The organism is Brachybacterium sp. EE-P12 (genome assembly GCF_003711805.1).
GTDB lineage: Bacteria > Actinomycetota > Actinomycetes > Actinomycetales > Dermabacteraceae > Brachybacterium.
Genome location: NZ_QXCP01000012.1, coordinates 167,919 through 189,176, shown reverse-complemented (window position 1 = coordinate 189,176; position 21,258 = coordinate 167,919). Strand labels below are relative to the sequence as shown.

General features: G+C 71.5%; 18 protein-coding genes. 15 read left to right on the top strand and 3 right to left on the bottom strand.

The annotated features are described in order from the left end of the window. Nucleotides 1-80: 80 nt before the first annotated feature. On the bottom strand, nt 81-767 hold the full coding sequence (locus D1648_RS16755) for a GntR family transcriptional regulator (protein WP_122943730.1): 687 nt from the start codon (nt 765-767) through the stop codon (nt 81-83). A gap of 186 nt (nt 768-953) precedes the next feature. Here D1648_RS16755 and D1648_RS16750 point away from each other — a divergent pair, with 186 nt between their 5' ends. From D1648_RS16750 to D1648_RS16715, 9 genes are all read left to right on the top strand, one after another. Beyond that, nucleotides 954-2,171 carry a sarcosine oxidase subunit beta family protein gene (locus tag D1648_RS16750; protein WP_122943729.1) on the top strand — a complete coding sequence of 406 codons (1,218 nt, stop codon included), beginning with the start codon at nt 954-956 and terminating at the stop codon, nt 2,169-2,171. A 38-nt stretch (nt 2,172-2,209) separates the two neighbouring features. Next, nucleotides 2,210-2,665, top strand: a complete 456-nt coding sequence (locus D1648_RS17985) for a sarcosine oxidase subunit delta (RefSeq protein WP_164518782.1) — start codon at nt 2,210-2,212, stop codon at nt 2,663-2,665. Beyond that, complete coding sequence (locus D1648_RS16745; protein WP_164518781.1) at nt 2,658-5,606, top strand: 2Fe-2S iron-sulfur cluster-binding protein; 2,949 nt, start codon at nt 2,658-2,660, stop codon at nt 5,604-5,606. Before D1648_RS17985 ends, D1648_RS16745 begins: the two co-directional genes overlap by 8 nt. Then, the gene (locus D1648_RS16740; RefSeq protein ID WP_370239891.1) at nt 5,596-6,342 is read left to right on the top strand and encodes a sarcosine oxidase subunit gamma; all 747 of its coding nucleotides are present in this window, start codon (nt 5,596-5,598) and stop codon (nt 6,340-6,342) included. The genes D1648_RS16745 and D1648_RS16740 overlap by 11 nt, the downstream gene beginning before the upstream one ends. Before the next feature lie 170 nt (nt 6,343-6,512). Next, entirely contained in the window at nt 6,513-6,998 is a 486-nt protein-coding gene (locus D1648_RS16735) for an SRPBCC family protein (protein WP_122943728.1), read from the top strand. A 91-nt stretch (nt 6,999-7,089) separates the two neighbouring features. Beyond that, the gene (locus D1648_RS16730; RefSeq protein WP_122943727.1) at nt 7,090-7,614 is read left to right on the top strand and encodes a polyketide cyclase; all 525 of its coding nucleotides are present in this window, start codon (nt 7,090-7,092) and stop codon (nt 7,612-7,614) included. 43 nt (nt 7,615-7,657) lie between these two features. Beyond that, on the top strand, nt 7,658-8,530 hold the full coding sequence (gene fdhD, locus D1648_RS16725) for a formate dehydrogenase accessory sulfurtransferase FdhD (protein WP_122943726.1): 873 nt from the start codon (nt 7,658-7,660) through the stop codon (nt 8,528-8,530). A gap of 195 nt (nt 8,531-8,725) precedes the next feature. Next, nucleotides 8,726-9,184: an ASCH domain-containing protein gene (locus D1648_RS16720; RefSeq protein ID WP_122943725.1), complete on the top strand. Its 459-nt coding sequence runs from the start codon at nt 8,726-8,728 to the stop codon at nt 9,182-9,184. 317 nt (nt 9,185-9,501) lie between these two features. Next, on the top strand, nt 9,502-10,584 hold the full coding sequence (locus D1648_RS16715) for a hypothetical protein (protein ID WP_126282001.1): 1,083 nt from the start codon (nt 9,502-9,504) through the stop codon (nt 10,582-10,584). A 400-nt stretch (nt 10,585-10,984) separates the two neighbouring features. Here D1648_RS16715 and D1648_RS16710 read toward each other — a convergent pair whose 3' ends face one another. Next, nucleotides 10,985-11,944 (bottom strand): sugar-binding transcriptional regulator, encoded by a 960-nt coding sequence (locus D1648_RS16710; RefSeq protein WP_122943723.1) that lies wholly within the window; start codon nt 11,942-11,944, stop codon nt 10,985-10,987. Between the two features lie 211 nt (nt 11,945-12,155). Between D1648_RS16710 and D1648_RS16705 the strand changes: the two genes are divergently transcribed. The 4 genes from D1648_RS16705 to putP all read left to right on the top strand — a co-directional run bounded on the left by D1648_RS16705 (nt 12,156) and on the right by putP (nt 18,238). Next, nucleotides 12,156-13,904: a glycerol-3-phosphate dehydrogenase/oxidase gene (locus D1648_RS16705; RefSeq protein ID WP_122943722.1), complete on the top strand. Its 1,749-nt coding sequence runs from the start codon at nt 12,156-12,158 to the stop codon at nt 13,902-13,904. A 162-nt stretch (nt 13,905-14,066) separates the two neighbouring features. Continuing rightward, nucleotides 14,067-14,783 carry an MIP/aquaporin family protein gene (locus D1648_RS16700; RefSeq protein ID WP_122943721.1) on the top strand — a complete coding sequence of 239 codons (717 nt, stop codon included), beginning with the start codon at nt 14,067-14,069 and terminating at the stop codon, nt 14,781-14,783. Between the two features lie 87 nt (nt 14,784-14,870). Next, nucleotides 14,871-16,412, top strand: coding sequence for a glycerol kinase GlpK (gene glpK, locus D1648_RS16695; RefSeq protein WP_122943720.1), 1,542 nt, complete (start codon nt 14,871-14,873; stop codon nt 16,410-16,412). Between the two features lie 281 nt (nt 16,413-16,693). Then, a complete protein-coding gene (gene putP / locus D1648_RS16690; protein ID WP_122943719.1) occupies nt 16,694-18,238 on the top strand; it encodes a sodium/proline symporter PutP in 1,545 nt (514 codons plus the stop codon). A 46-nt stretch (nt 18,239-18,284) separates the two neighbouring features. Here putP and D1648_RS16685 read toward each other — a convergent pair whose 3' ends face one another. Next, nucleotides 18,285-19,163 (bottom strand): SMP-30/gluconolactonase/LRE family protein, encoded by an 879-nt coding sequence (locus tag D1648_RS16685; RefSeq protein ID WP_122943718.1) that lies wholly within the window; start codon nt 19,161-19,163, stop codon nt 18,285-18,287. 195 nt (nt 19,164-19,358) lie between these two features. Between D1648_RS16685 and D1648_RS16680 the strand changes: the two genes are divergently transcribed. Together D1648_RS16680 and D1648_RS16675 are read left to right on the top strand one after the other, a co-directional pair. Next, nucleotides 19,359-20,351, top strand: coding sequence for a carbohydrate ABC transporter permease (locus D1648_RS16680; protein WP_122943717.1), 993 nt, complete (start codon nt 19,359-19,361; stop codon nt 20,349-20,351). Further along, on the top strand, nt 20,348-21,256 hold the full coding sequence (locus D1648_RS16675) for a carbohydrate ABC transporter permease (RefSeq protein WP_122943716.1): 909 nt from the start codon (nt 20,348-20,350) through the stop codon (nt 21,254-21,256). Before D1648_RS16680 ends, D1648_RS16675 begins: the two co-directional genes overlap by 4 nt. Nucleotides 21,257-21,258: the final 2 nt, after the last annotated feature.

Here is a 21,258-nt window from a genome sequence, read left to right as displayed (position 1 = left end):
CGGGACAACCGCGTTGCACACCCTGCCCTGTGTTGCAGGTCACGTCAAGGCGTGGGGCGCCCCGCTGCTCGGCGCAGCGCTCAGAGCACCGCCCGGATCGAGGACTCGAACTCCGCGACGTGCCGGGAGATCAGCTCCGCGGCCCGGTCGCCGTCGCCGCCCAGGATCGCCTCGAGCAGCTCCCGCAGCTCCGTGACGTGCGAGGTCAGGCCCGGCAGACGGTGCATCGCCACGCACCAGATGCGGGTGGAGAGGTTGTCCAGCCGCAGCAGGGGCTCGGCGAGGTAGAGGTTCCCGCAGGCACGGTAGATGGCACGGTGCACTTCGACGTCCACCTGCAGGGCTCGGCGAGGGTCGGGTGGATCGGCTCGCCCTGGGCCGTCGACATCGGCGTCGGCCTCGAGCGGCTCGAGCGAGCGGGCGGCCTCCTCCAGCGCGGCGCGGGCCGAGGGGTCCTGGTTCGCGCTCGCCGCCCGCACCGCCACGGGCTCCAGCGCGGCGCGCACCTGGGTGATCGCGGCGAGCGCCGTGATGTCGACGTTCGTGGCGAAGGTGCCGCGGCGCGGGTAGGTGACCACGAGATGATCGAGCTCGAGATGCTTGAGCGCCTCGCGCAGCGGGGTGCGGCCGACGCCGAGCTCCTCGGCCAGTCGGGCTTCCTGGAGCGGCTCGCCGGGGGCGATGTCCAGCAGGACGAGGCGGTCGCGCAGCGCCAGGTAGGCCTGCGTCGCGAGGGAGGCCGGTGCGGTCTCGGCGCTCGTCGTCATGCCGTCTCCTCTTCCTGTGCCGGGACGTCGGGAAGCGGTGGGCAAGGCGCTGTTGACACCGCCCGCGCCCCACCCTACTGTGACCCAGAAGTGATATATCAGTCAGTGGCGACTGGTCGACACACTGTCCGTCCGGGACGGCACCCACCGTCGGGAGCACCCGGCCCCTCGTCGAAGGAACCCTCCATGGCCGACCTTCTCCCCGAGCACCCGGATTTCCTGTGGCACACGCCCGACCCCGCCTCCGGCTACGACGTCGTGATCGTGGGCGGCGGCGGTCACGGGCTCGCCGCCGCCTACTACCTGGCCTCCCGTCACGGCATCACGAACGTCGCCGTGCTCGAGCGCGGCTGGCTGGCGGGCGGCAACATGGCTCGCAACACCACGATCATCCGCTCGAACTACCTCTGGGACGAGTCCGCGATGATCTACGAGGCCTCCCTCAGGCTGTGGGAGCAGCTCCCCGAGGAGCTCGAGTACGACGTCCTGTTCAGCCAGCGCGGCGTGCTCAACCTCGACCACACCCTCGGCGACGTGCGCGGCTCCGTGCGCCGCGTGAACGCCAACAGGCTCAACGGCGTGGACGCAGAATGGCTCGACCCCCAGCAGGTCAAGGAGGTCGTGCCGATCCTGAACACCTCCCAGGACATCCGCTATCCCGTGCTCGGCGCGACCTACCAGCCGCGCGCCGGCATCGCCAAGCACGACCACGTCGCCTGGGCCCTGGCGCGCAAGGCCGACGAGCTGGGCGTGCACATCATCCAGAACTGCGAGGTCACAGGCGTGATCGTCGAGAACGGCCGCGCCGTCGGCGTCGAGACCACCCGCGGCCGGATCGGCGCGGGCAAGGTCGCGCTCGCCGCGGCCGGGCACTCCACCGAGGTCTCCGAGACCGCCGGGGTGCGCCTGCCCGTCCAGTCCCGGCCGCTGCAGGCCCTGGTCAGCGAGCTGTTCGAGCCCGTCCACCCCGCCGTCGTGATGAGCAACCACGTGCATGTGTACTGCTCCCAGGCCCACAAGGGCGAGCTCGTGCTCGGCGCGGGCGTGGACCAGTACAACGGCTACGGCCAGCGCGGCGCCTTCCACGTCATCGAGGACCAGCTCGCGGCGGCCGTGGAGCTCTTCCCGATCTTCGCGCGGGCCCGGGTGCTGCGCACCTGGGCCGGGATCGTCGACGTCACCGCCGACGCCTCCCCGATCATCTCGAAGACCGAGGTGGACCGGCTCTACGTCAACTGCGGCTGGGGCACCGGCGGGTTCAAGGCCACGCCCGGCGCCGGATTCGCCCTCGCCCACACCATCGCGACAGACGAGGCGCACGAGATCAACCGGCCCTTCAGCCTCGAGCGCTTCGAGACCGGCCACCTCATCGACGAGCACGGCGCCGCCGGCGTCGCCCACTGACCGCGACCCTCGATACGCCACGTTCCCAGGAGGCCACCATGCTCCTCATCGACTGCCCCCACTGCGGCCCGCGCAACGAGGTCGAGTTCCGCTACGGCGGCGAGGCCCACGTGCCCTACCCCGAGGACCCCTCCGCCCTCGACGACCGCGAATGGTCCCGCTACCTCTTCTACCGGGCGAACACCAAGGGCGTCCTCGCCGAGCGCTGGCAGCACTCGGCCGGGTGCCGCAAGTGGTTCAACGCCCTGCGCGACACCCGCACCTACCGCTTCGAGCGCATCTACCCGATGGGCTCCCCGCGCCCCGACCTCCCGACGCCGCCCGACATCCCGGCCGACGCCGCGGAGCCGGACCGCTTCGCGGCCGCCGCCACCACCGAGGGACGCACGGACGGGCGGGCCGACGGCGACGCCGCCCTCACCGCCACCGACAGCTCCGCCGCCGTCGGCACCGACGCCGACGCACGCACCGGGAACGAGGACGACCATGCCTGAGCCCCGGACCCCCCGCCGCGGCCCCGCCCACGGCGTCGACCCCGCACGCCCCCTGACCCTCACCGTCGACGGCGAGGCCCTGCCCGCGCTCGCCGGGGACAGCGTCGCCAGCGCCCTGCTCGCCGCGGGCCGGCTCGCCGTCGCCCCCTCGATCTACCTCTCCCGACCCCGAGGCCTCATGGCCGCGGGCCTCGAGGAGACCAATGCGCTGCTCACCGTCCACGACCGGCGCGAGGACGGGACCGACGAGTCGATGCTCCCGGCCACCGCCGTCGAGGCCGTCGACGGGCTCGAGGCGAGCCTGCTCAGCGGCATGGGCACCCTCGACCCCCGCGAGGACCGCGCCTGCTACGACCACAAGCACGTCCACACCGACGTGCTCGTCGTCGGTGCCGGACCCGCGGGTCTCGCCGCCGCCCGCGAGGCCGCCCGCTCCGGCGCCCGCGTCATGCTGCTGGACGAGCAGCCGCTGGCCGGCGGATCCCTGCTGTCCTCCCGCGGGATGCGGATCGACGACGCCGACGCCATGGACTGGGCCGACCGCACCGTCGCCGCGCTGCGCCGCACCGAGGACGTCACCGTGCTCGAGCGGACCACCGTCTTCGGCAGCTACGACGCGAACTACCTCACCGCCCTGCAGAAGCGCACCGACCACCTCGGCCGCCCCGACGCGGAGGCCGGGCGCGAGGGGGTCTCGCGCGAGCGCGTCTGGCACATCCGCGCCGCCCAGGTGGTGCTCGCCCCCGGCGCGATGGACCGCCCCGTCGTGTTCGCGCACAACGACCGGCCCGGCGTCATGCTCGCCGCCGCCGTGCAGACGTACCTGAACCGCTACGGCGTCGCCGCCGGCGAGGACGTCGCCGTCCTCACCACGAACGACTCCGCCTGGCAGCTCGTCGCCGACCTCCACGATGCCGGGATCCGCGTGCCCGTCGTGCTCGACTCCCGCCCCGAGCCCTCCGCCCGCGCCGCGGCCGTGCTCGAGGCGACCGGTGTCGAGGCCCGCTTCGGCTGGTCCGTCGTCGACACCGACGGGGGCGGCCCGGGCGGCCGCCTCTCGGCAGTGCGCATCGCGCCGCTGGGCGTCGACGGGGAGATCGCGGGGGAGGTCGAGACCGTCCCCGCGGACCTCCTGGCCGTCTCCGGCGGGCTCTCCCCGCTGGTGCACCTGCACTCCCAGCGACAGGGCAGGATCCAGTACGACGAGGCGCTGACCTCGTTCGTCGCCGTCCCCTCGGTCGAGGATCAGCACCTGGCCGGCGCCGTGCTCGGCACCGCCGACCTCGCCGACGTGCTCGCCGAGGGCGCGCGGGCCGGGGCCGCCGCCGCGACCGCCGCCGGTCACCCCGTGGAGGCCGAGATCCCGCACGCCGCGCCGTCGGCCCCCGTCGCCCCGGCCCGGCCGCTGTGGCTCGTGCCGAGCCCGGACTCGGGCCCCGTCGGCTCCGCGCAGGAGGACCCCGAGCGCTGGAGAGAGCACGTCGTGGACCTCCAGCGAGACCAGACCGTGCGCGACGTGCTGCGGGCGCTCGGCGCCGGGATGCGCGCCGTCGAGCACGTCAAGCGGTACACCTCCATCAGCACCGGCGCCGATCAGGGCAAGACCTCCGGCGTCGCCGCGATCGGCGTGATGAGCGTGCTGCTGGGCGAGGAGGACCTCGGCGGCATCGGCACCACCACCTACCGCGCCCCCTACGCGCCGGTCAGCTTCGCAGCCCTGGCCGGGAGGCGTCGTGGGAAGCTCTTCGACCCCGCCCGCATCACCTCGATCCACCCCTGGCACCTCGAGCACGGCGCCGAGTGGGAGGACGTGGGCCAGTGGAAGCGGCCCCGCTACTACCCGCAGGGCGACGAGGACATGGACGCGGCCGTGCTGCGCGAATGCGCGGCCGTGCGCACCTCCGTCGGCGCGATGGACGGCACCACGCTGGGGAAGATCGAGATCCGCGGCGCCGATACCGCGAGGTTCCTCGACCGCATCTACACCAACGGCTTCCTCAAGGTGCCCGTCGGCAAGGGCCGCTACGGCGTGATGTGCGGGCCCGACGGGATGATTATGGACGACGGCGTCACCATGCGCCTGGCCGAGGACCGCTTCTTCATGACCACCACCTCCTCGGGCGCCGCCGCGGTGCTCGACCACCTCGAGGAGTGGCACCAGACGGAGTGGCCGGACCTGGACGTGTCCATGACCTCCGTGACCGAGCAGTGGGCCACGATCACCGTTGCCGGCCCGCGCTCTCGCGACGTGATCGCGAAGCTGGCCCCCGGCCTCGACGTCTCCCAGGAGGCGTTCGGGTTCATGGAGTTCCGCGACACGGTCCTCGCCAGCGGCATCCCCGCCCGGATCCCGCGGATCTCCTTCTCCGGCGAGCTCGCCTTCGAGATCGACGTCGAGGCGTTCTACGGCCGGACGGTCTGGGAGGACGTGCTCGCCGCGGGCGAGGAGTTCGGGATCACCGTCTACGGCACCGAGACCATGCACGTGCTGCGTGCGGAGAAGGGCCTGATCATCGTCGGCCAGGACACCGATGGCACGATCACCCCGCACGACGCGAACATGTCCTGGGTGGTCGGTGCGAAGAAGAAGGACTTCGTGGGCAAGCGGTCCCTGGACCGGCCCGACTCGGTGCGCGAGGACCGCCGCCAGCTCGTGGGACTGCTCAGCGCCGACGGCACGACGCGCCTCGAGGAGGGCGCGCAGATCGTCGACGTCGGCACCCCGATCACCCCCGAGGACGGGCCGGTGCCGATGATCGGCTGGGTCTCCTCCTCGTATCTCTCCGCCGAGCTCGGGCAGCCCTTCGCGCTCGCCCTCGTCGACGGGGGCCTCGGCCGCATCGGCGAGACGGTCCGCTCCCCGCAGGGGGACCGGCTCGTCGACCTCACCATCACCTCTCCCGTGCTCGTCGACCCTGAAGGAGCCCGCCGTGACGGCTGAATCCACCCCCACGACCCCCTCCACCGCCGGGGAGGTCCCGGCCCAGCCCTCGTCGGCGGCCTCGGAGCCTGCGGCCGCGCCGCTGGAGGTGCTCGAGGCGCTGCGCGCGGCGCCCGCCCGCCATCTCGCGGACCTCATGGAGGGCGCCTCGGTGCTCGGGCCGCGCGGCGCGACCCTGCACGAGCACGAGTTCGCCGTCCAGCTCGGCCTGCGCGCCGAGCCCGGCAGCCCCGGCGCCCGGGCGCTCGAGCAGGTGCTCGGCGTGCCCCTGCCCACGACGCACGGCCAGGTCACGGGCGACCTCGACGGACTGCACGTGCTGCGTCTCGCGCCCGACGAGTTCCTCGCCGTGGACGTCTCCCGACGCCAGGAGCCCGGCGTCGAGACGGCGTGCCAGGAGGCGCTCGAGGGCATCCCCGGCCAGGCCGTGGACCTCTCCGCCCACCGCACCGTGCTCGTGCTCGAGGGGCCCGGGGCCCGCGAGGTGCTCGAGAAGAGCGTGGCGCTGGACCTCCACCCGCGCGTGTTCGGCGTCGGCCGCGCGGAGGCGACGCTGCTGAGCACCGTCCCGGTGGTGCTCGTGCGCAGCGGTGAGGAGACCTGGCGGATCCTCCCGCGGGCCTCCTTCGCCGACCATGTGGTGCGCTGGCTGGTCGACGGTATGGCCGAGCTCGGCTCCGCCTCCCCGGAGGAGGAGTCCGCCGAGCGCTCCGTGCGCCCCGCGCAGTTCGCCTGACGCCGCGGTCCGGCCCCTCCCTCGTTCGCTGCGCCGGCACCCCTTCTCGTGCCGCCGAGCCGGCGCCCCTCCATGCCCCGATCCGGCCCTGGCCGGCCCTCCCACCAGGCGTTCCGACCGTGCGGTCGCCGTGGCGTGACATCTCGGAGCAGGCGCGGCAGGGTGAAGGGATGAGCACAGAGCAGACGCATCTGACCGTGACCCGCACCATCGACGCCCCTGCGAAGGACGTCTTCGCCGTGCTGACCCTCCCCGCGCGCCACCACGAGTTCGACGGCTCCGGCATGGTCCGCGCCGCCGACGACACCGAGCGCATCACCGCCGCCGGCGAGAAGTTCGTGATGAACATGCACGGCGAGCACATGGGCGGCGACTACCGCACCCACAACTTCGTCACCGCCTACGACGAGAACAAGATGGTCGGCTGGAAACCCGCCCCCGAGGAGGACGGCGTCGCACCCGAGGGCCCGCTGGGCTGGGAGTGGCTCTACGAGCTCGCCCCGCAGGGCTCCGACTCCACCGAGGTCTCGCTCACCTACAGCTGGTCCGATGTCACCGACCCCGCGCTGCTGAAGCAGGTCCGCTTCCCGGTGATCCCCGAGGAGAAGCTCGAGGAGTCGCTGAACCTGCTGGCCGCGGCGGTCACCAAGAGCTGACCGCCCCGGAGCGCCTCTCGCCCGGAGCCCGGAACTCTGGCACGCTCTGATCAGGCGGCGACGAGGCCGCCCCGATCCGAGGAGCACAGCCATGGCCGACGAGTCCGTCCTGCCCGCCGACGCCCCGGTCCCCGACGAGATCGAGCACAGCGTGCTGATCGGTGCGAGCGCCGAGCGGGTGTTCGCGGTCGTCCGCGAGCCGGGATGGTTCATCAACGACGGCGAGTACCGCGAGCACACGATCACCACGACCGGTCCGGTCACGCGGGTGGTCGATCCCGTCCACGGCAGCTTCCAGCTCGCGATCGAGGCGCACGAGCCGCCGAACCGGGTGGCGTTCCGCTGGCTCGGCGGCGGGCTCGGCGAGATCTCCGACGCCCCGAACAACACCGTCGAGTTCGTGATCGACCCCGCCGGGACCGCCGCACGGAACCTCGTGCGGCTCACCGTGCGCGAGCGCGGCTTCGCGAAGCTCGGACTCGACGAGGCGGTGCGTCGGCGCAACTACGAGGAGAACCTCCGCGGCTGGCAGGAAGAGCTCGACCTCGCCAAGCGCTTGGCCGAGAACGGCCGGGGCGGGGGCGAGGACGTGGACGGCGGGGCCGACGGCACCTGATGGCGCAGGTCGATGGCACAGGCGGCCGGACTATCCTCGAGGGATGGCCAGGGTCACCGACAGCACGCGGATCCGCACCGTCCGGGTGCGCGGCGGGAAGCTGTACGCCGGGCGCAAGAGCGACCACGTCGCCGGCGAGGAGCCGCTGGACATCCGCCTGAACGGACAGCAGCTCTCGCTCACTATGCGCACCCCCGGCCATGACGTCGAGCTGATCCACGGCTTCCTCCACGCCGAGGGTCTGATCCGGGAACGGGAGGATGTCGCCGAGGCCCGCTACTGCGACGGCGCCGTCATCGACGCCGGCAGCGGCTTCGCGCAGAACACCTACAACGTCATGGACTTCACGACCACCCGGCCGCAGCTGCTGCCGCAGGTCACGCGCACCTTCACGACCACGTCGGCCTGCGGGGTGTGCGGGGCGGAGAGCATCGACGCAGTGCGGCAGAAGAGCCGCTACACCCTGCTGAAGTCCTGGACCCTGGACCCGCGCGTGATCCTGCGCGCCGCCCGCGAGCTCTCCGGGCAGCAGGCCGTCTTCGCCCGCACCGGCGGAGTGCACGCCGCCGCGCTCGTGGACCTGGACGGGAATCTGCTCGTGGTCCGGGAGGACGTGGGCCGGCACAACGCGGTCGACAAGGTGATCGGCTGGGCGCTCATGGAGGACAGGCTGCCGCTGCGCGACTGCTTCCTGCTGGTCTCCTCCCGGGCGAGCTTCGAGATCGTCCAGAAGGCGTGCATGGCCGGAGTCCCTCTGCTGGCCTGCGTCTCGGCCGCGAGCTCGCTCGCCGTCGAGACCGCCGAGGAGTTCGGGCAGACCCTCGTCGGCTTCACCCGCGCCCAGGACGACGGAGACGGCCGCATGAACCTCTACACCCATCCCGAGCGCCTGGACTTCACCGCCGCCGAGGGCTGACTGCGGGGCGGGTGTGCGCGGTGATCGACGGGGCCGGTGCCGCAGACCGGCGACGACTCACGAGTGCTCCTTTCTGAGCTGGTTCGAGGGCGAGAGCGGCTGAGAACCTGACACTCGCGGAGCGTCGCGCGCTCCGCGCACTGTCGCTGCGCAGGCGGTCGTGCGGCGACCCTCCAGGTCGGCTACCGTGAGCTGGTGACCAGCGATGAGAGGCACCTCCGCGAGTTCTGGGCCGAGGCTCGGGCCGCGCATCCCGAACTCCCCGCTGAGCTCCCGCAGGCCTGGGCCTTCGGAGCGACCCCGGAGCATGCCGACGCACTGCTCGGCCTCGTGCTCGAGGGCGTGAAGACGGCGACCGCTTCGGCGCTGGGGGATTACGAGACCGGCGAGGAGCAGGTGCCGTGTGTCGGCGAGCTCTCGATCATCCTCGACGGTGCAGGGGAGCCTCGAGCGGTCCTCGAGGTGACATCGATCGACATCGTGCCCTTCGACCAGGTCACCGCGGAGCACGCCCACGCGGAGGGCGAGGACGACCGCAGCCTCGACTCCTGGCGGAGGATCCACGAGCGTTTCTGGGCGGCGTACTCGGACCAGGGCTTCACGCCGGACATGCTCGTGGTCTGCGAGGCGTTCAGGCTGGTCCACATCCGGTGACGACCACCGCCACCGCCGCCGGCCGAGGTCCCGAGACCCGCGCCCCGAGACCCGCGCCCCGAGCCCCGAGACCCGAGACCCGAGACCCGAGGCCCAGGTGCCGCGACTGCGCCGCGACAGGCGCGGCGCCGTGCCACGAGTGCTTCGATCTCAGCCGCTCTGATCGCTAGAACGGTTGAGAACCTGACACCGGCATGCCCAGTTGCGAGCTGTCGGGGTTCAGCGCCTCTCGTGCACCGGTCCTCCCCAGCGGTGCGCCGTGCACATCGTGGCCCGAGGGTGAGCAGGGTGAGGGGACGGTGCCTAACGTCGGCCGCATGAGGAAGTCGGTGGATCGGTACCGCGGGGCTCTCGTCCATCACAGCGTGTGGAGGAGCCTGGGCTTCCACACGCGCCATCTGGCCTCGGAAGATTTCACCACGGTGTTCCCGGGCTATCAGACGCTGACAGACCACCCCGCACTGCTGAACTCGATGGCGTGGGTGCTGCAGAACCGGGTGGAGCCGGGATCCGTGCTCAGCCATACGACGGCGGCGCTGTTCCTGGGCATGCCGTTCCCGCTCCGGCTCGACGGCGGCATCTCCGCTCTCCGGGACCAGGAGCTCTTCGAAGCGGACGGCGTGGAGCGGATCCCGTCGCTGCTACCCGGGGCCTCGCTCCGCACCGGCGCGAGCCTGCCGATCCTCCATGCGCGGGTCGAGCGGGGCGGCACCTCGGGTGTCGCGCGGGGCGCGGTCGTGCATCGCCTGCTTCCGGGGCCGACGACGGCCGTCGGGCAGCTCACCGTCTCCGCGCCCTCCGAGGTGCTGCGGGAGCTCGCGACCATGATGCCGCTGTGGGACGTCGTCGCGGCGGCCGATGCCGTGGTGGGCCCTCGGTCCCGGTGCCCGGGAGAGAGCCTCGAGAGCATGGCGGGCGCGGTCTCCGCAGCACGCGGTCGGCCCGGCACGCCGCGTGCGCTCGAGGCCCTGGGGCTCGCTCGGCCGAGAGTGCGCTCACCCGGGGAGACGATCTTCCGTCTGCTGCTGGACGCGGCGGGCTTCCCCCGGCCCTCGCTCAATCTCCCCGTCACGGTGCCTCACACGGGGAGCACGAAGGAGATCGACCTGGCCTGGGAAGAGATCGGGTTCGGTCTGGAGTACGACGGTGACGGGCACCGGCGCACGAAGGGGCAGTGGCGCGAGGACGAGGTGCGGCGAGACGAGCTCGCCTCTCGCGGATGGACGCTGAGCAGGGCGAACGGTGAGGATCTGCTCCGGCCGACGCGGATCCTGCTGCGGATCGGTCGCACGATGGAGGAACGCGGGCTCCGCGCCCCGACGGAGGAGCGGATCCGGCGTGTGGTCACCGAGGTCGGGGCACGAGGGCTCTCGATGCGGATCGCCCGACGCCAGCGCTGATCGCTCGCACACCTGCTCACCCGCCCGCGCACGCTCGGCTGCCCGCTCGTTCACCCGCACTTCCGCTCGGCTGCCCGCTCGTTCACCCGCACTTCCGCTCGGCTGCCCGCTCGTTCACCCGCCGGCCCGCCTGGCCGACGATGGCCGAGCGGCGGGCGGCGCTCGGCCAGCTGCAGTATGCGGGGCGCTGCTTCGATCTGAGCCGTTCTCGCGGCATGAGTGGCTGAGAACCTGACACGCGCTCGGGGTATCGGACGTGGCCCGGGTGTCGCGCAGGGGCGTCGGCGAATGCTTCGATCGCAACCGCTTCTGGGCACGGAGTGGCTGAGAACCTGACACGCGCTCGGGGTACCTGACACGCGCTCGGAGTATCGGACGCGGCGCGCTGCCCCTGCTCAGCTCAGCGCAGCGCGAGCAGCGCTGCGGCGGTGACCTCGTCGATCACCACGTCGGTCGCGACCCCGGCCCGCAGCGCCGCACGCAGCGGGAGGGCCTTGCGCGAACCGGAGGCGATCAGCAGGCGCCGCGGGATCCGGGCCAGGCGGTCCGGGGCGGTGCCGGAGCCGCGGGCGTTCATGGCGATGTCGCGGAAGGTGCCGTCGGCGCGCAGGAAGACGGTGCACACATCGCCCACCGCGCCGTCGGCCCGCAGCGAGCGCAGGTCCGCGGCGGTGAGGTAGTTGTGGGTGTAGACGTGGCTGGGGACCTCTGCGTCGAAGGCGCCCACGCTGAACACGGCGACCGTGGCCTGCGACTGGGTCTCCAGCACCCGCTGCACGGAGCGCTCGTGCCACATCGCCTCGCGCGTGGCGGCGTAGTCGAAGAAGGCCGGCACCGGGAACTGGTGCACCGTCGCGTCCCAGCGGTCCGCGGCGCGGGCGAGCACCGTCGCGATGTAGGTCAGCCCCGAGCCCTCGACGTTGATCGCGCCGTTCAGCTGCACGATCCGCAGTCCGGGCACGGGCCGGGGCCGGACCGCGCCCAGCAGCGCCGCGACGGTGGTGCCCCAGGCGACGCCGAGCGTGGTGCCCGGCTCGAGCATCCGGTCGAGCAGCTCGGCGGCGGTCTCGACCACGGCGGCGAGCCGGTCGCGCTGGTCCCCCTCGGGAGGGGCGGGGACGACGTGCACGGTGACCCCGTACTGGCGGGATATGCGCCGGGCGAGGTCCTCGACGCGGTGCGCGTCGGGCGGACGCAGGGTGATCCGCACCAGCCCCGCCTCGCGGGCGTCGCGCAGCATCCGCGAGACGGTCGAGCGGGACACCTCGAGCTCGCCGGCGATCGCCTCCATGGTCCGGCTCTGCCCGTAGTACATCCGTGCAGCGGTGAAGAGGTCCTCGAGCCGGGAGTCGCGGTTCATGGACGTCAGTCTTGCACGTTCGTGCACCCGGCTTGCGGCGTGCTGCACGACCGTCCCAGGATGGCCCCGTCCCCGCCGCCGAGACGCGCGGCGGCCCTGGCCGACCGGCCGGGGACGTCCGGCCCCACCGGTCGGGGACACCCGGCCCACCGGCCGTAACACCCGGCCCACCGGCCGGGAGCACCAGGTGCGATGCGAAGGAGCAGACAGAGTGACCGATCAGCAGCGATCCGCGCTCACCCCCGAGGGGCGCACGGAGCATCTCTCCCGACTCCGCGGCGCGACCGCCGAGAACCCCCTGGACGTGCTCGTCGTCGGCGGCGGCGTGAACGGCGCGGGCGCCGCCTTCGACGCGGCCACGCGCGGCCTGTCCGTCGGCCTCGTGGAGTCCCACGACTGGGCCTCCGGCACCTCCTCCCGCTCCTCCAAGCTCATGCACGGCGGCCTGCGCTACCTGCAGATGCTCGACTTCAAGCTCGTCGCCGAGGCGCTGCGCGAGCGCGACCTGCTGCTCGAGCACACCGCGCCGCACCTCGTGAAGCCGATCAAGTTCGTCTTCCCCTTCTTCAAGAAGGTCATCGACCGCGGCTTCATCGGCTCGGGCGTGATGCTCTACGACGCGATGCAGTCCATCGGCCGCAAGCGCGCCGTCCCCTTCCACCGTCACCTGCTGCACGAGAAGATGCTCGAGGTCTTCCCGGCCCTGGACGGCGAGAAGGCCGTCGGCGCGCTCGAGTACTACGACGCGCAGATGGACGACGCCCGCTTCGTGATGATGCTCGTGCGCTCCGCCGCCCAGCACGACGCCGCGGTCGCGAACTACACGACCGTCGTCGGATACCTCCACGAGGGCGAGCGCGTGATCGGCGCGCGGGTCCGCGACGAGGAGACCGGCGAGGAGTTCGACGTCCACGCCCGCGAGACCATCCTCGCCGGCGGTGTCTGGACCCAGGAGCAGCAGGACCTCGCCGGGGCCGACGCCGGCCTCGAGGTCCTCGCCTCCAAGGGCATCCACGTCACCGTCGCCCGCGACCGCATCCCGGCCGTGCCCGACACCGGCATCATCACCCAGACCGAGAAGTCGGTGCTGTTCATCATCCCGTGGGACGAGTACTGGGTCATCGGCACCACCGACACCCCCTGGACCCAGGACCCCCGCGACGTCGGAGCGACCTCCGAGGACATCGACTACGTGCTCGAGCACGCCAACGCCGTGCTGAAGGACGACCTCACCCGCGAGGACGTCATCGGCGTCTACTCCGGCCTGCGGCCCCTGCTCCAGCCGGTGAAGAAGGGCGAGGGCTCCGGGAAGGGCTCGACCAAGGTCTCCCGCGAGCACACCGTCATGCAGGTCGAACCCGGTCTGAGCGCGATCGCGGGCGGGAAGTTCACCACCTATCGGGTCATGGCCGAGGACGTCGTTGACTTCGCGATCAAGGACATCGAGCCGGGCCGGCCGAGCCTGACCCGTTCCGTCCCCGTGATCGGCGCGCAGGGCTACGAGACGCTCGTGCGCGACAAGGCCGAGATCGCCCGGCGCCACGGCTTCGACGAGATCCGCACCGACCGGCTCCTGTTCCGCTACGGCGCGCTGCTGACCGACGTGCTCGCGCTGATCGACGAGGACCCCTCGCTCGCCACGCCGCTCGAGCACGCCCCCCGTTACCTGCGCGCCGAGGTGGTCTACGCCGCCCGCGCCGAGGGCGCCCGGCACCTCGCCGACGTGCTCGAGCGCCGCACCCGGCTGGACTACGAGACCCGCGACCGCGGCGTCGCGGCGGCCGAGGAGGTCGCTGCGCTCCTGGCCGCCGAGCTCGGCTGGGACGAGGCCGCGACCGCGGCGGAGGTCTCCGCCTATCGCGGATACATCGCGGCACGACTGGATGCGGAAGGGACGACCTCGGACGACGAGGTGGCCGCCCGGATCGCGACCGCATCGGAGGTGCCCGACCGCCGCTGACCCCGCACGCCCCGACCCCTCATGGGTCGAGGGGCGCCGCGGCCGCTCATCGGCCGTGGTGCGCCCTCGGCCCCCGTCGGCGGAGCACGCTCCGCCCCTCTCCCCACCACCTGGATGCCACCGGTCCCGCTGCGTCGCGGGGCCGCTCGACGAGGAGGCCCCATGGCAACCATCTTCCTGTACGAGATCGCCGGCACGGCGATGCTCACCCTGCTCGGCGGCGGCGTCGTCGCCAACGTCGTGCTCGGCAAGACCAAGGGCAACGGCGGCGGCTGGCTGCTGATCAACGTCGGCTGGGGCCTCGCGGTCTTCGCCGGCGTGTGGACGGCCTACAAGACCGGCGCCCACCTGAACCCCGCAGTGACCCTCGGCCTCGCGGCCAGCGGCGGCGAGTACGCCGACGGGATCCCCGTGACCCTCGGCAACACCTTCGCCTACCTGGCCGCGGAGATGATCGGCGCCTTCGTCGGCGCGGTCCTGGCCTGGATGGCGTACAAGAACCACTACGACCAGGAGACCGATCCGGGCGCGATCCTCGGCAGCTTCTCCACCGGGCCCGAGATCCGCTCCTACGGCTGGAACCTCGTCACCGAGATCATCGCGACGTTCGTGCTGGTCTTCGTGATCATCATGTTCGGCAACACCCCCAGCGGGCTCGGCCCGCTCGCCGTCGCGCTGCTGGTCGTCTCGATCGGCGCCTCCCTCGGCGGACCCACCGGCTACGCCATCAACCCCGCCCGTGACCTCGGCCCCCGGCTCGCCCACGCGGTCCTGCCGATCCCGCACAAGGGCGGCAACGACTGGGGCTACTCCTGGGTCCCCGTCCTCGGCCCGATCCTCGGCGGCGTCCTCGCCGGCCTCGCCTCCATGGCCTTCTGATCCCCCGCCGCCGGGCCGCGACCGCTCGCGGGCACCGTCCGGCACGATGGATCCCGTACCCCCGCTCATCACCACGAAGGAGTTCCGATGACCGACCAGAAATACATCCTCTCGATCGACCAGGGCACCACCTCGACCCGCGCGATCATCTTCGACCACGCCGGCCAGATCGTCTCGTCCGGCCAGCAGGAGCACGAGCAGATCTTCCCGAAGTCGGGCTGGGTCGAGCACGATCCGCTGGAGATCTGGCGCAACACCCGCGCCGTCGTCGCCGATGCCCTGCAGCAGGCCGAGATCAACCGCCACCAGCTCGCCGCCGTCGGCATCACCAACCAGCGCGAGACCGCGGTGGTGTGGGACAAGAACACCGGCGAGCCGGTGTACAACGCGATCGTCTGGCAGGACACCCGCACCCAGAAGATCTGCGATCGGCTCGGCGGCGACGAGGGGGCCGACAAGTACAAGGAGCGTGTGGGACTGCCGCTGGCGACCTACTTCTCCGGCCCGAAGATCGCCTGGATCCTCGAGAACGTCGAGGGTGCCCGGGAGCGGGCCGAGCAGGGCGAGCTGCTCTTCGGCAACACCGACGCCTGGCTCGTGTGGAACATGACCGGCGGCACCGACGGCGGCGTGCACGTCACCGACGTCACCAACGCCTCGCGCACCATGCTGATGAACATCGACACCCTCGACTGGAACGAGGAGATCGCCGCCGACATGGGCGTGCCGATGTCGATGCTGCCTCAGATCAAGTCCTCCTCCGAGGTCTACGGCTACGGGCGCAAGCAGGGCCTGCTCATCGACACCCCGATCGCCGGCATCCTCGGCGACCAGCAGGCGGCGACCTTCGGCCAGGCCTGCTTCGAGATCGGCATGGGCAAGAACACCTACGGCACCGGCAACTTCATGCTGGTCAACACCGGTGAGGACCTCGTGCGCAGCGAGAACGGGCTGCTCACGACGGTGGCGTACAAGATCGGCGAGAACAAGCAGGTCTACGCCCTCGAGGGCTCGGTCGCGGTGACCGGCTCGCTCGTGCAGTGGATCCGCGACAACCTCGGCCTGATCAAGGATGCCCCGGAGATCGAGGACCTCGCCACGCAGGTCGACGACAACGGAGGGCTGTTCGTGGTCCCGGCGTTCTCGGGCCTGTTCGCCCCGCACTGGCGCTCCGACGCCCGCGGCGTGATGGTCGGCATGACCCGCTTCCACAACAAGAACCACATCGCCCGCGCGGTGCTGGAGGCCACGGCCTTCCAGTCCCGCGAGGTGCTCGACGCGGCGATCGCCGACGCGGCCTCGGAGGGAGTGGAGCTGACCGAGCTGAAGGTCGACGGCGGCATGGTCAAGAACGAGACCCTCATGCAGTTCCAGGCCGACATCCTCGGCGTGCCCGTCGTGCGCCCGAAGGTCATCGAGACCACCGCGCTCGGCGCCGCCTACGCGGCCGGCATCGCGGTGGGCTACTGGGACGGCGAGCAGGACGTCATCGACAACTGGGCCGAGGACAAGCGCTGGGAGCCCCAGATGGACGAGGAGACCCGCGACCGCTACATGCGCCTGTGGCGCAAGGCCGTCGAGCGCACCCTGGACTGGGTCGACGACGACACCGAGGCGCTGTTCGGCTGATCAGCACGAAAGTGCAGTGATCACCGCAGGAAGAACCGCGAACGCCCGGCATCCTCGCGAGGTGCCGGGCGTTCGCGCGTCCGACGAGAGGTCACCGTCCGGACACGAGATGGGGTGATCGGGGTCACATCGGCGTAGGCTCGGCCGCAGCTGCCCTCCCGGGCACCGGTACGGTGGCGCGTCGTCCACGACCGGACCGGCGGCCGTGCGAGCGATGAGGCTGCGCGCGGGCTCGTCGATCCGGCCAGTCCGCCCTTCCCCACCAGAGATCGGAGAGTCCCATGGACCTCGCCTTCAAGCTGGTCGCCCTCGCCGTGTACTTCGGCGCCATGATCGGCATCGGCCTGTACGCCTTCCGCAAGACGAAGGGCGGCGAGGACTACATGCTCGGCGGTCGGCAGCTGCATCCCTTCGTCGCGGCGCTGTCGGCCGGGGCCTCGGACATGTCCGGCTGGCTGCTCATGGGCCTTCCCGGCGCGCTGTACATGAGCGGCATGGTCGAGGCGTGGATCGCGATCGGCCTGACCATCGGCGCCGGCCTGAACTGGATCTTCGTCGCTCCACGGCTGCGCCAGTACACCCAGATCGCCGGCAACGCGATCACCGTGCCGAGCTTCTTCGGCAATCGCCTCCACGACCGCACGAACATCCTGCGGATCGCGGCGGGCCTGATCATCCTGGTGTTCTTCACCTTCTACGTCTCCTCCGGCATGGTCGCCGGCGGCGTGTTCTTCCAGTCGATGTTCGGCGGGCCGTATCTCGTCGGCATGCTGCTCGTGGGCGGCGTGACGATCGTGTACACGCTCTTCGGCGGCTTCCTCGGCGCGAGCTACACCGACGTCGTCCAGGGGCTGATCATGCTGGTCTCGCTGCTGGTCGTGCCGATCACCGCGATGTTCGTCGTCGGCGGTCCGGCGGCGATGTTCGATTCGGTGCGCGAGGTCGACCCGTCCTTCGGCTCCCTGGTCTCCGGGGGCACCTGGGTGGGCATCCTCTCCGCCGTCGCCTGGGGCCTGGGCTACTTCGGCCAGCCGCACATCATCGTGCGCTTCATGGCGCTGCGCTCCTCGCGCGATGCGAAGTACGGCACCGTCGTGGGGATGAGCTGGATGATCCTGTGCGTCGGCGGGGCGGTGTTCACCGCGATGGCGGGCCTGGCCTACTTCCAGCAGAACCAGGACGTGCAGATCACCGACGCCACCAACGGCGAGTCGGTCTTCCTCGACCTCGCCCAGATCCTGTTCCACCCGCTGATCGCCGGCATCCTGCTGGCCGCGGTGCTCGCCGCGATCATGTCGACGGTCTCCTCGCAGCTGATCGTCACCACCTCCGCGCTGGTCGAGGACATCGTCGGCGGCGTGGGCGTGAAGCTCGGCGACGTCGCCAAGCTGTGGGGCGGCCGGATCGGCGTGCTCGTCGTGTCCGTCATCGCCGTGGTCCTCGCCCTGGATCCCGACAGCTCCGTGCTGGCGCTGGTCGCCTTCGCCTGGGCGGGCTTCGGCTCGGCCTTCGGCCCGATCGTGCTGCTGTCCCTGTTCTGGCGTCGCCTGACCATGGCCGGAGCCGCCGTGGGCATGGTCGCCGGCGCCGTGGTCGCCTTCGTCTGGGGGCAGTTCGAGCCCGACGTGACGATCGGGCTGTTCGGCGAGCAGCACCTCTACGAGATCATCCCCGGCTTCGCGACCTGCCTCGTCCTCGCCGTGGTCTTCAGCCTGATCACCCCGCAGCCGCCCGCGAAGGCGATGGAGGAGTTCGACGACATGCTCGACTCCCTCGCCACGGGCGAGGCCCGAGACCGCTCTGCGGAGGAGCCCGCCGCGGCCTGAGCACCGTGGACTGCGTCGCGCGCCGGGCGGCGTGGCCCGAGCAGGGTCAGCCCGCCTGGCCCGCGACGTCCTCCGCATCGCCGAAGAGGGTCTCCTCGACGGGACCGGCCACGCCGGGACGGGCGGTGAACAGCGAGCCCGCCGCCGGGTCCTCCCCGTCGGCGAGGTTCTCCCGGCTGGTGGTGATGAACAGCGTCATGCGGTCCTCGCCGCCGAAGGTGCAGGCGGTGACCTGCCGTGCCCCGACCCCGATCCGCTCCGCGACCGCGCCGTGCTCGTCCAGGCCCAGCACCTGCGAGCCGCCGAACATCGCCACCCACACCCGACCCTCGGCGTCCAGACACAGCCCGTCCGGGTGCCCGTCCTCGCCGGAGAGGTCTGCGAAGGGACGACGGTCGAGCAGCCCGTCGGCGTCGGACCAGTCGAAGACGTCCACACGTCCCGTCGGGGTGTCGACGTAGTAGGCGCGCGTCCCGTCGGCCGTGAAGGCGAGGCCGTTGGAGATCGTGAGGTCGCCGAACAGGCGCGTCGTGGTGCCGTCGGGGAGCAGCCGCCACATCGCGGCCGCGCCGGGGGCCTGGTCGTAGGCCATCGAGCCGCACAGGAACGAGCCGTCCGGCGCGATCGCCCCCTCGTTCATGCGCACCTCGTCCTCCCACAGCGGCGGGAGCGCGCGGATGGACCCGTCGGCGTCCTCGAGGCCGAATCCCTTCTCGAGGGCGAGCACCGCCCCGCCGTCCGCGGCAGGGCGCACGCAGGCGGCGACCGGGCTCGGGGTGGTCAGCCGGTGGGCGGTCCCGTCCACGTCGAGGTGGAGCATGTCGCCGGCGAGCATGTCCACCCAGCGCAGCCCGGCCCAGGTCGGCGACCAGTACGGGCCCTCGGCGTGGTGGCACAGGGACGGGGTGAGGCGTTCGGCGTGCATGGGGACCTCCGGATCCTCGCGCGGACGGGCCGCATGCGACGCAGCCCTGCCGCCACCGTACGCGGCCGCCCCCGACGACGTGCCGCTGCGGTGTTCGGCGATCCGCCCCCGGATCCGTGGGTGAAGCGTCCATACTGTGAAGCGGACCGCCGACACCGACGCCGGCGGCACGATCACGGACACGATGAGCGCCACATGACCGATTCCTCGAGAACGGTCCCGGGCACCGACGCCCCCCGGACCGCCGCCTCGCCGCCGCCCGGGAGAACGCCGGGCCAGTCCTCCCCGCCGGTGCTCAGACGCCGACGCATGAGTCGTCGCGCCCGCCGCGACGCCCTCGTGTTCCTCGCCTTCGCCGCACCGAACCTGGTGCTCATCGCGATGTTCACCTACCGGCCGCTGATCCTGAACATCCAGTACTCGATGCTGGACTGGACCCTCGGCTCGCGCACCGCGACCTTCATCGGCCTGGACAACTACATCGAGTTCTTCACCTCCGACGCGGGCCTGGAGTCGCTGCGCATCACGGCGATCTTCACGCTGTTCACGGTGGGCGGGGCGATGGTGCTGGGCCTGCTGATCGCCGTCGCGCTGAACATCGACGTGCCCGGGCGCGGCCTCGCCCGCTCCGCCGTGTTCGCGCCGTACGTGCTCTCGGGAGTGGGCGTCGGCCTGGTGTGGCTGTTCATCTTCGATCCGAACTTCGGGGTGCTCGGCTGGATCCTCCGGCAGGTGGGCCTGGACAGCCCCGAGTGGTTCCTGGACCCGGACATGTCGCTGATCATGGTGATCGTCGTGTACGTCTGGAAGAACCTCGGCTACTGCGCGATCGTCTACCTCGGCGGTCTGCAGTCCCTGTCCCAGGACGTCATGCAGGCCGCGCAGCTCGACGGGGCAGGGGCGGTGCGCCGCTTCGTGAGCATCGCGCTGCCGCTGCTCTCGCCCACCACCTTCTTCCTGCTGATCACCACCACGCTGAACAGCCTGCAGGCCTTCGACCTGCTGCGGATCATGACGCCGACGGGCCGCGGCACGAACACCATGATCTTCGAGTCCTACCTGCAGGCCTTCGGCGGCTACTCCCGCGCCGGCTACTCCGCCACGATCTCGGTGCTGCTGTTCGTGATCCTCATCGTCATGACCGTCGCGCAGATCCTCTTCGTCGAGAGGAAGGTGCACTACTCATGAGCGCTCCAGCCCGCCCCGCCCCCGAGAACGCCGTCGCGCCCGCGCCGCGCCGGGAGAACGGCCCCTTCTCCCGCGCGAACCTGGGCGCCACCCTCGCCGGCGGCTATCTGCCGCTGATCCTCGCGACCCTCGTGATGGTGCTGCCGCTGCTGTGGATGATCATCAGCTCCTTCAAGGCGCCGCAGGAGATCCTCTCCACGGACCTGGTGGTGCTGCCCTCCGAGCCGTCGCTGTCGAACTACGAGGCGGCCTGGAACTCGGTGCCGATCCCGCGGTTCTTCCTGAACTCGGTGATCGTCACGACGATCGGCTCGTCGATCAAGGTGCTGCTGGCGATCTTCACCGCCTACGCCCTCGTGTTCGTGCGCTTCCCCTTCAAACGGGTGATCTTCGTGCTGATCCTGGTGGCGCTGATGGTGCCGCCGCAGGTCTCGATCCTGCCCAACTACGTGCTGATCGCGGGCCTGGGCGGGGTGAACACCTACTGGGGCATCATCCTGCCGGGCCTGGGCACGGCCTTCGGCACCTTCCTGCTGCGGCAGTTCTTCCTCACCATCCCGCCGGCGATCCTCGAGGCCGCCGAGATCGACGGCGCCGGGCACCTGCGCACCCTGCTCTCGGTGGTCGTGCCGATCTCCGTGCCGACCGTCGCGACCGTCGCGCTGGTCACCATCGTCACCGAGTGGAACGACTACATCTGGCCGCTGATCATCACCTCCGAGGCGAGCCGCATGACCCTCCCCGTGGGCCTGACCGCCCTGTCGAACTCGGAGGGCAACACCGGCGCGGGCTGGGGGATCCTCATGGCCGGCACGGTGCTGGTGATCGCCCCGGTCCTGATCGTCTTCGCGATGCTGCAGCGGCACATCGTCTCCGGCCTGACCCAGGGCAGCGTGACCGGCTGACG

Excerpts from the sequence above, each read along its gene's own strand:
- D1648_RS16755 (WP_122943730.1), bottom strand. The coding sequence starts at position 767 with ATGACGACGAGCGCCGAGACCGCACCGGCCTCCCTCGCGACGCAGGCC.
- D1648_RS16750 (WP_122943729.1), top strand. The coding sequence starts at position 954 with ATGGCCGACCTTCTCCCCGAGCACCCGGATTTCCTGTGGCACACGCCC.
- D1648_RS17985 (WP_164518782.1), top strand. The coding sequence starts at position 2,210 with ATGCTCCTCATCGACTGCCCCCACTGCGGCCCGCGCAACGAGGTCGAG.
- D1648_RS16745 (WP_164518781.1), top strand. The coding sequence starts at position 2,658 with ATGCCTGAGCCCCGGACCCCCCGCCGCGGCCCCGCCCACGGCGTCGAC.
- D1648_RS16735 (WP_122943728.1), top strand. The coding sequence starts at position 6,513 with ATGAGCACAGAGCAGACGCATCTGACCGTGACCCGCACCATCGACGCC.
- D1648_RS16730 (WP_122943727.1), top strand. The coding sequence starts at position 7,090 with ATGGCCGACGAGTCCGTCCTGCCCGCCGACGCCCCGGTCCCCGACGAG.
- fdhD (WP_122943726.1), top strand. The coding sequence starts at position 7,658 with ATGGCCAGGGTCACCGACAGCACGCGGATCCGCACCGTCCGGGTGCGC.
- D1648_RS16715 (WP_126282001.1), top strand. The coding sequence starts at position 9,502 with ATGAGGAAGTCGGTGGATCGGTACCGCGGGGCTCTCGTCCATCACAGC.
- D1648_RS16710 (WP_122943723.1), bottom strand. The coding sequence starts at position 11,944 with ATGAACCGCGACTCCCGGCTCGAGGACCTCTTCACCGCTGCACGGATG.
- D1648_RS16700 (WP_122943721.1), top strand. The coding sequence starts at position 14,067 with ATGGCAACCATCTTCCTGTACGAGATCGCCGGCACGGCGATGCTCACC.
- glpK (WP_122943720.1), top strand. The coding sequence starts at position 14,871 with ATGACCGACCAGAAATACATCCTCTCGATCGACCAGGGCACCACCTCG.
- putP (WP_122943719.1), top strand. The coding sequence starts at position 16,694 with ATGGACCTCGCCTTCAAGCTGGTCGCCCTCGCCGTGTACTTCGGCGCC.
- D1648_RS16685 (WP_122943718.1), bottom strand. The coding sequence starts at position 19,163 with ATGCACGCCGAACGCCTCACCCCGTCCCTGTGCCACCACGCCGAGGGC.
- D1648_RS16680 (WP_122943717.1), top strand. The coding sequence starts at position 19,359 with ATGACCGATTCCTCGAGAACGGTCCCGGGCACCGACGCCCCCCGGACC.
- D1648_RS16675 (WP_122943716.1), top strand. The coding sequence starts at position 20,348 with ATGAGCGCTCCAGCCCGCCCCGCCCCCGAGAACGCCGTCGCGCCCGCG.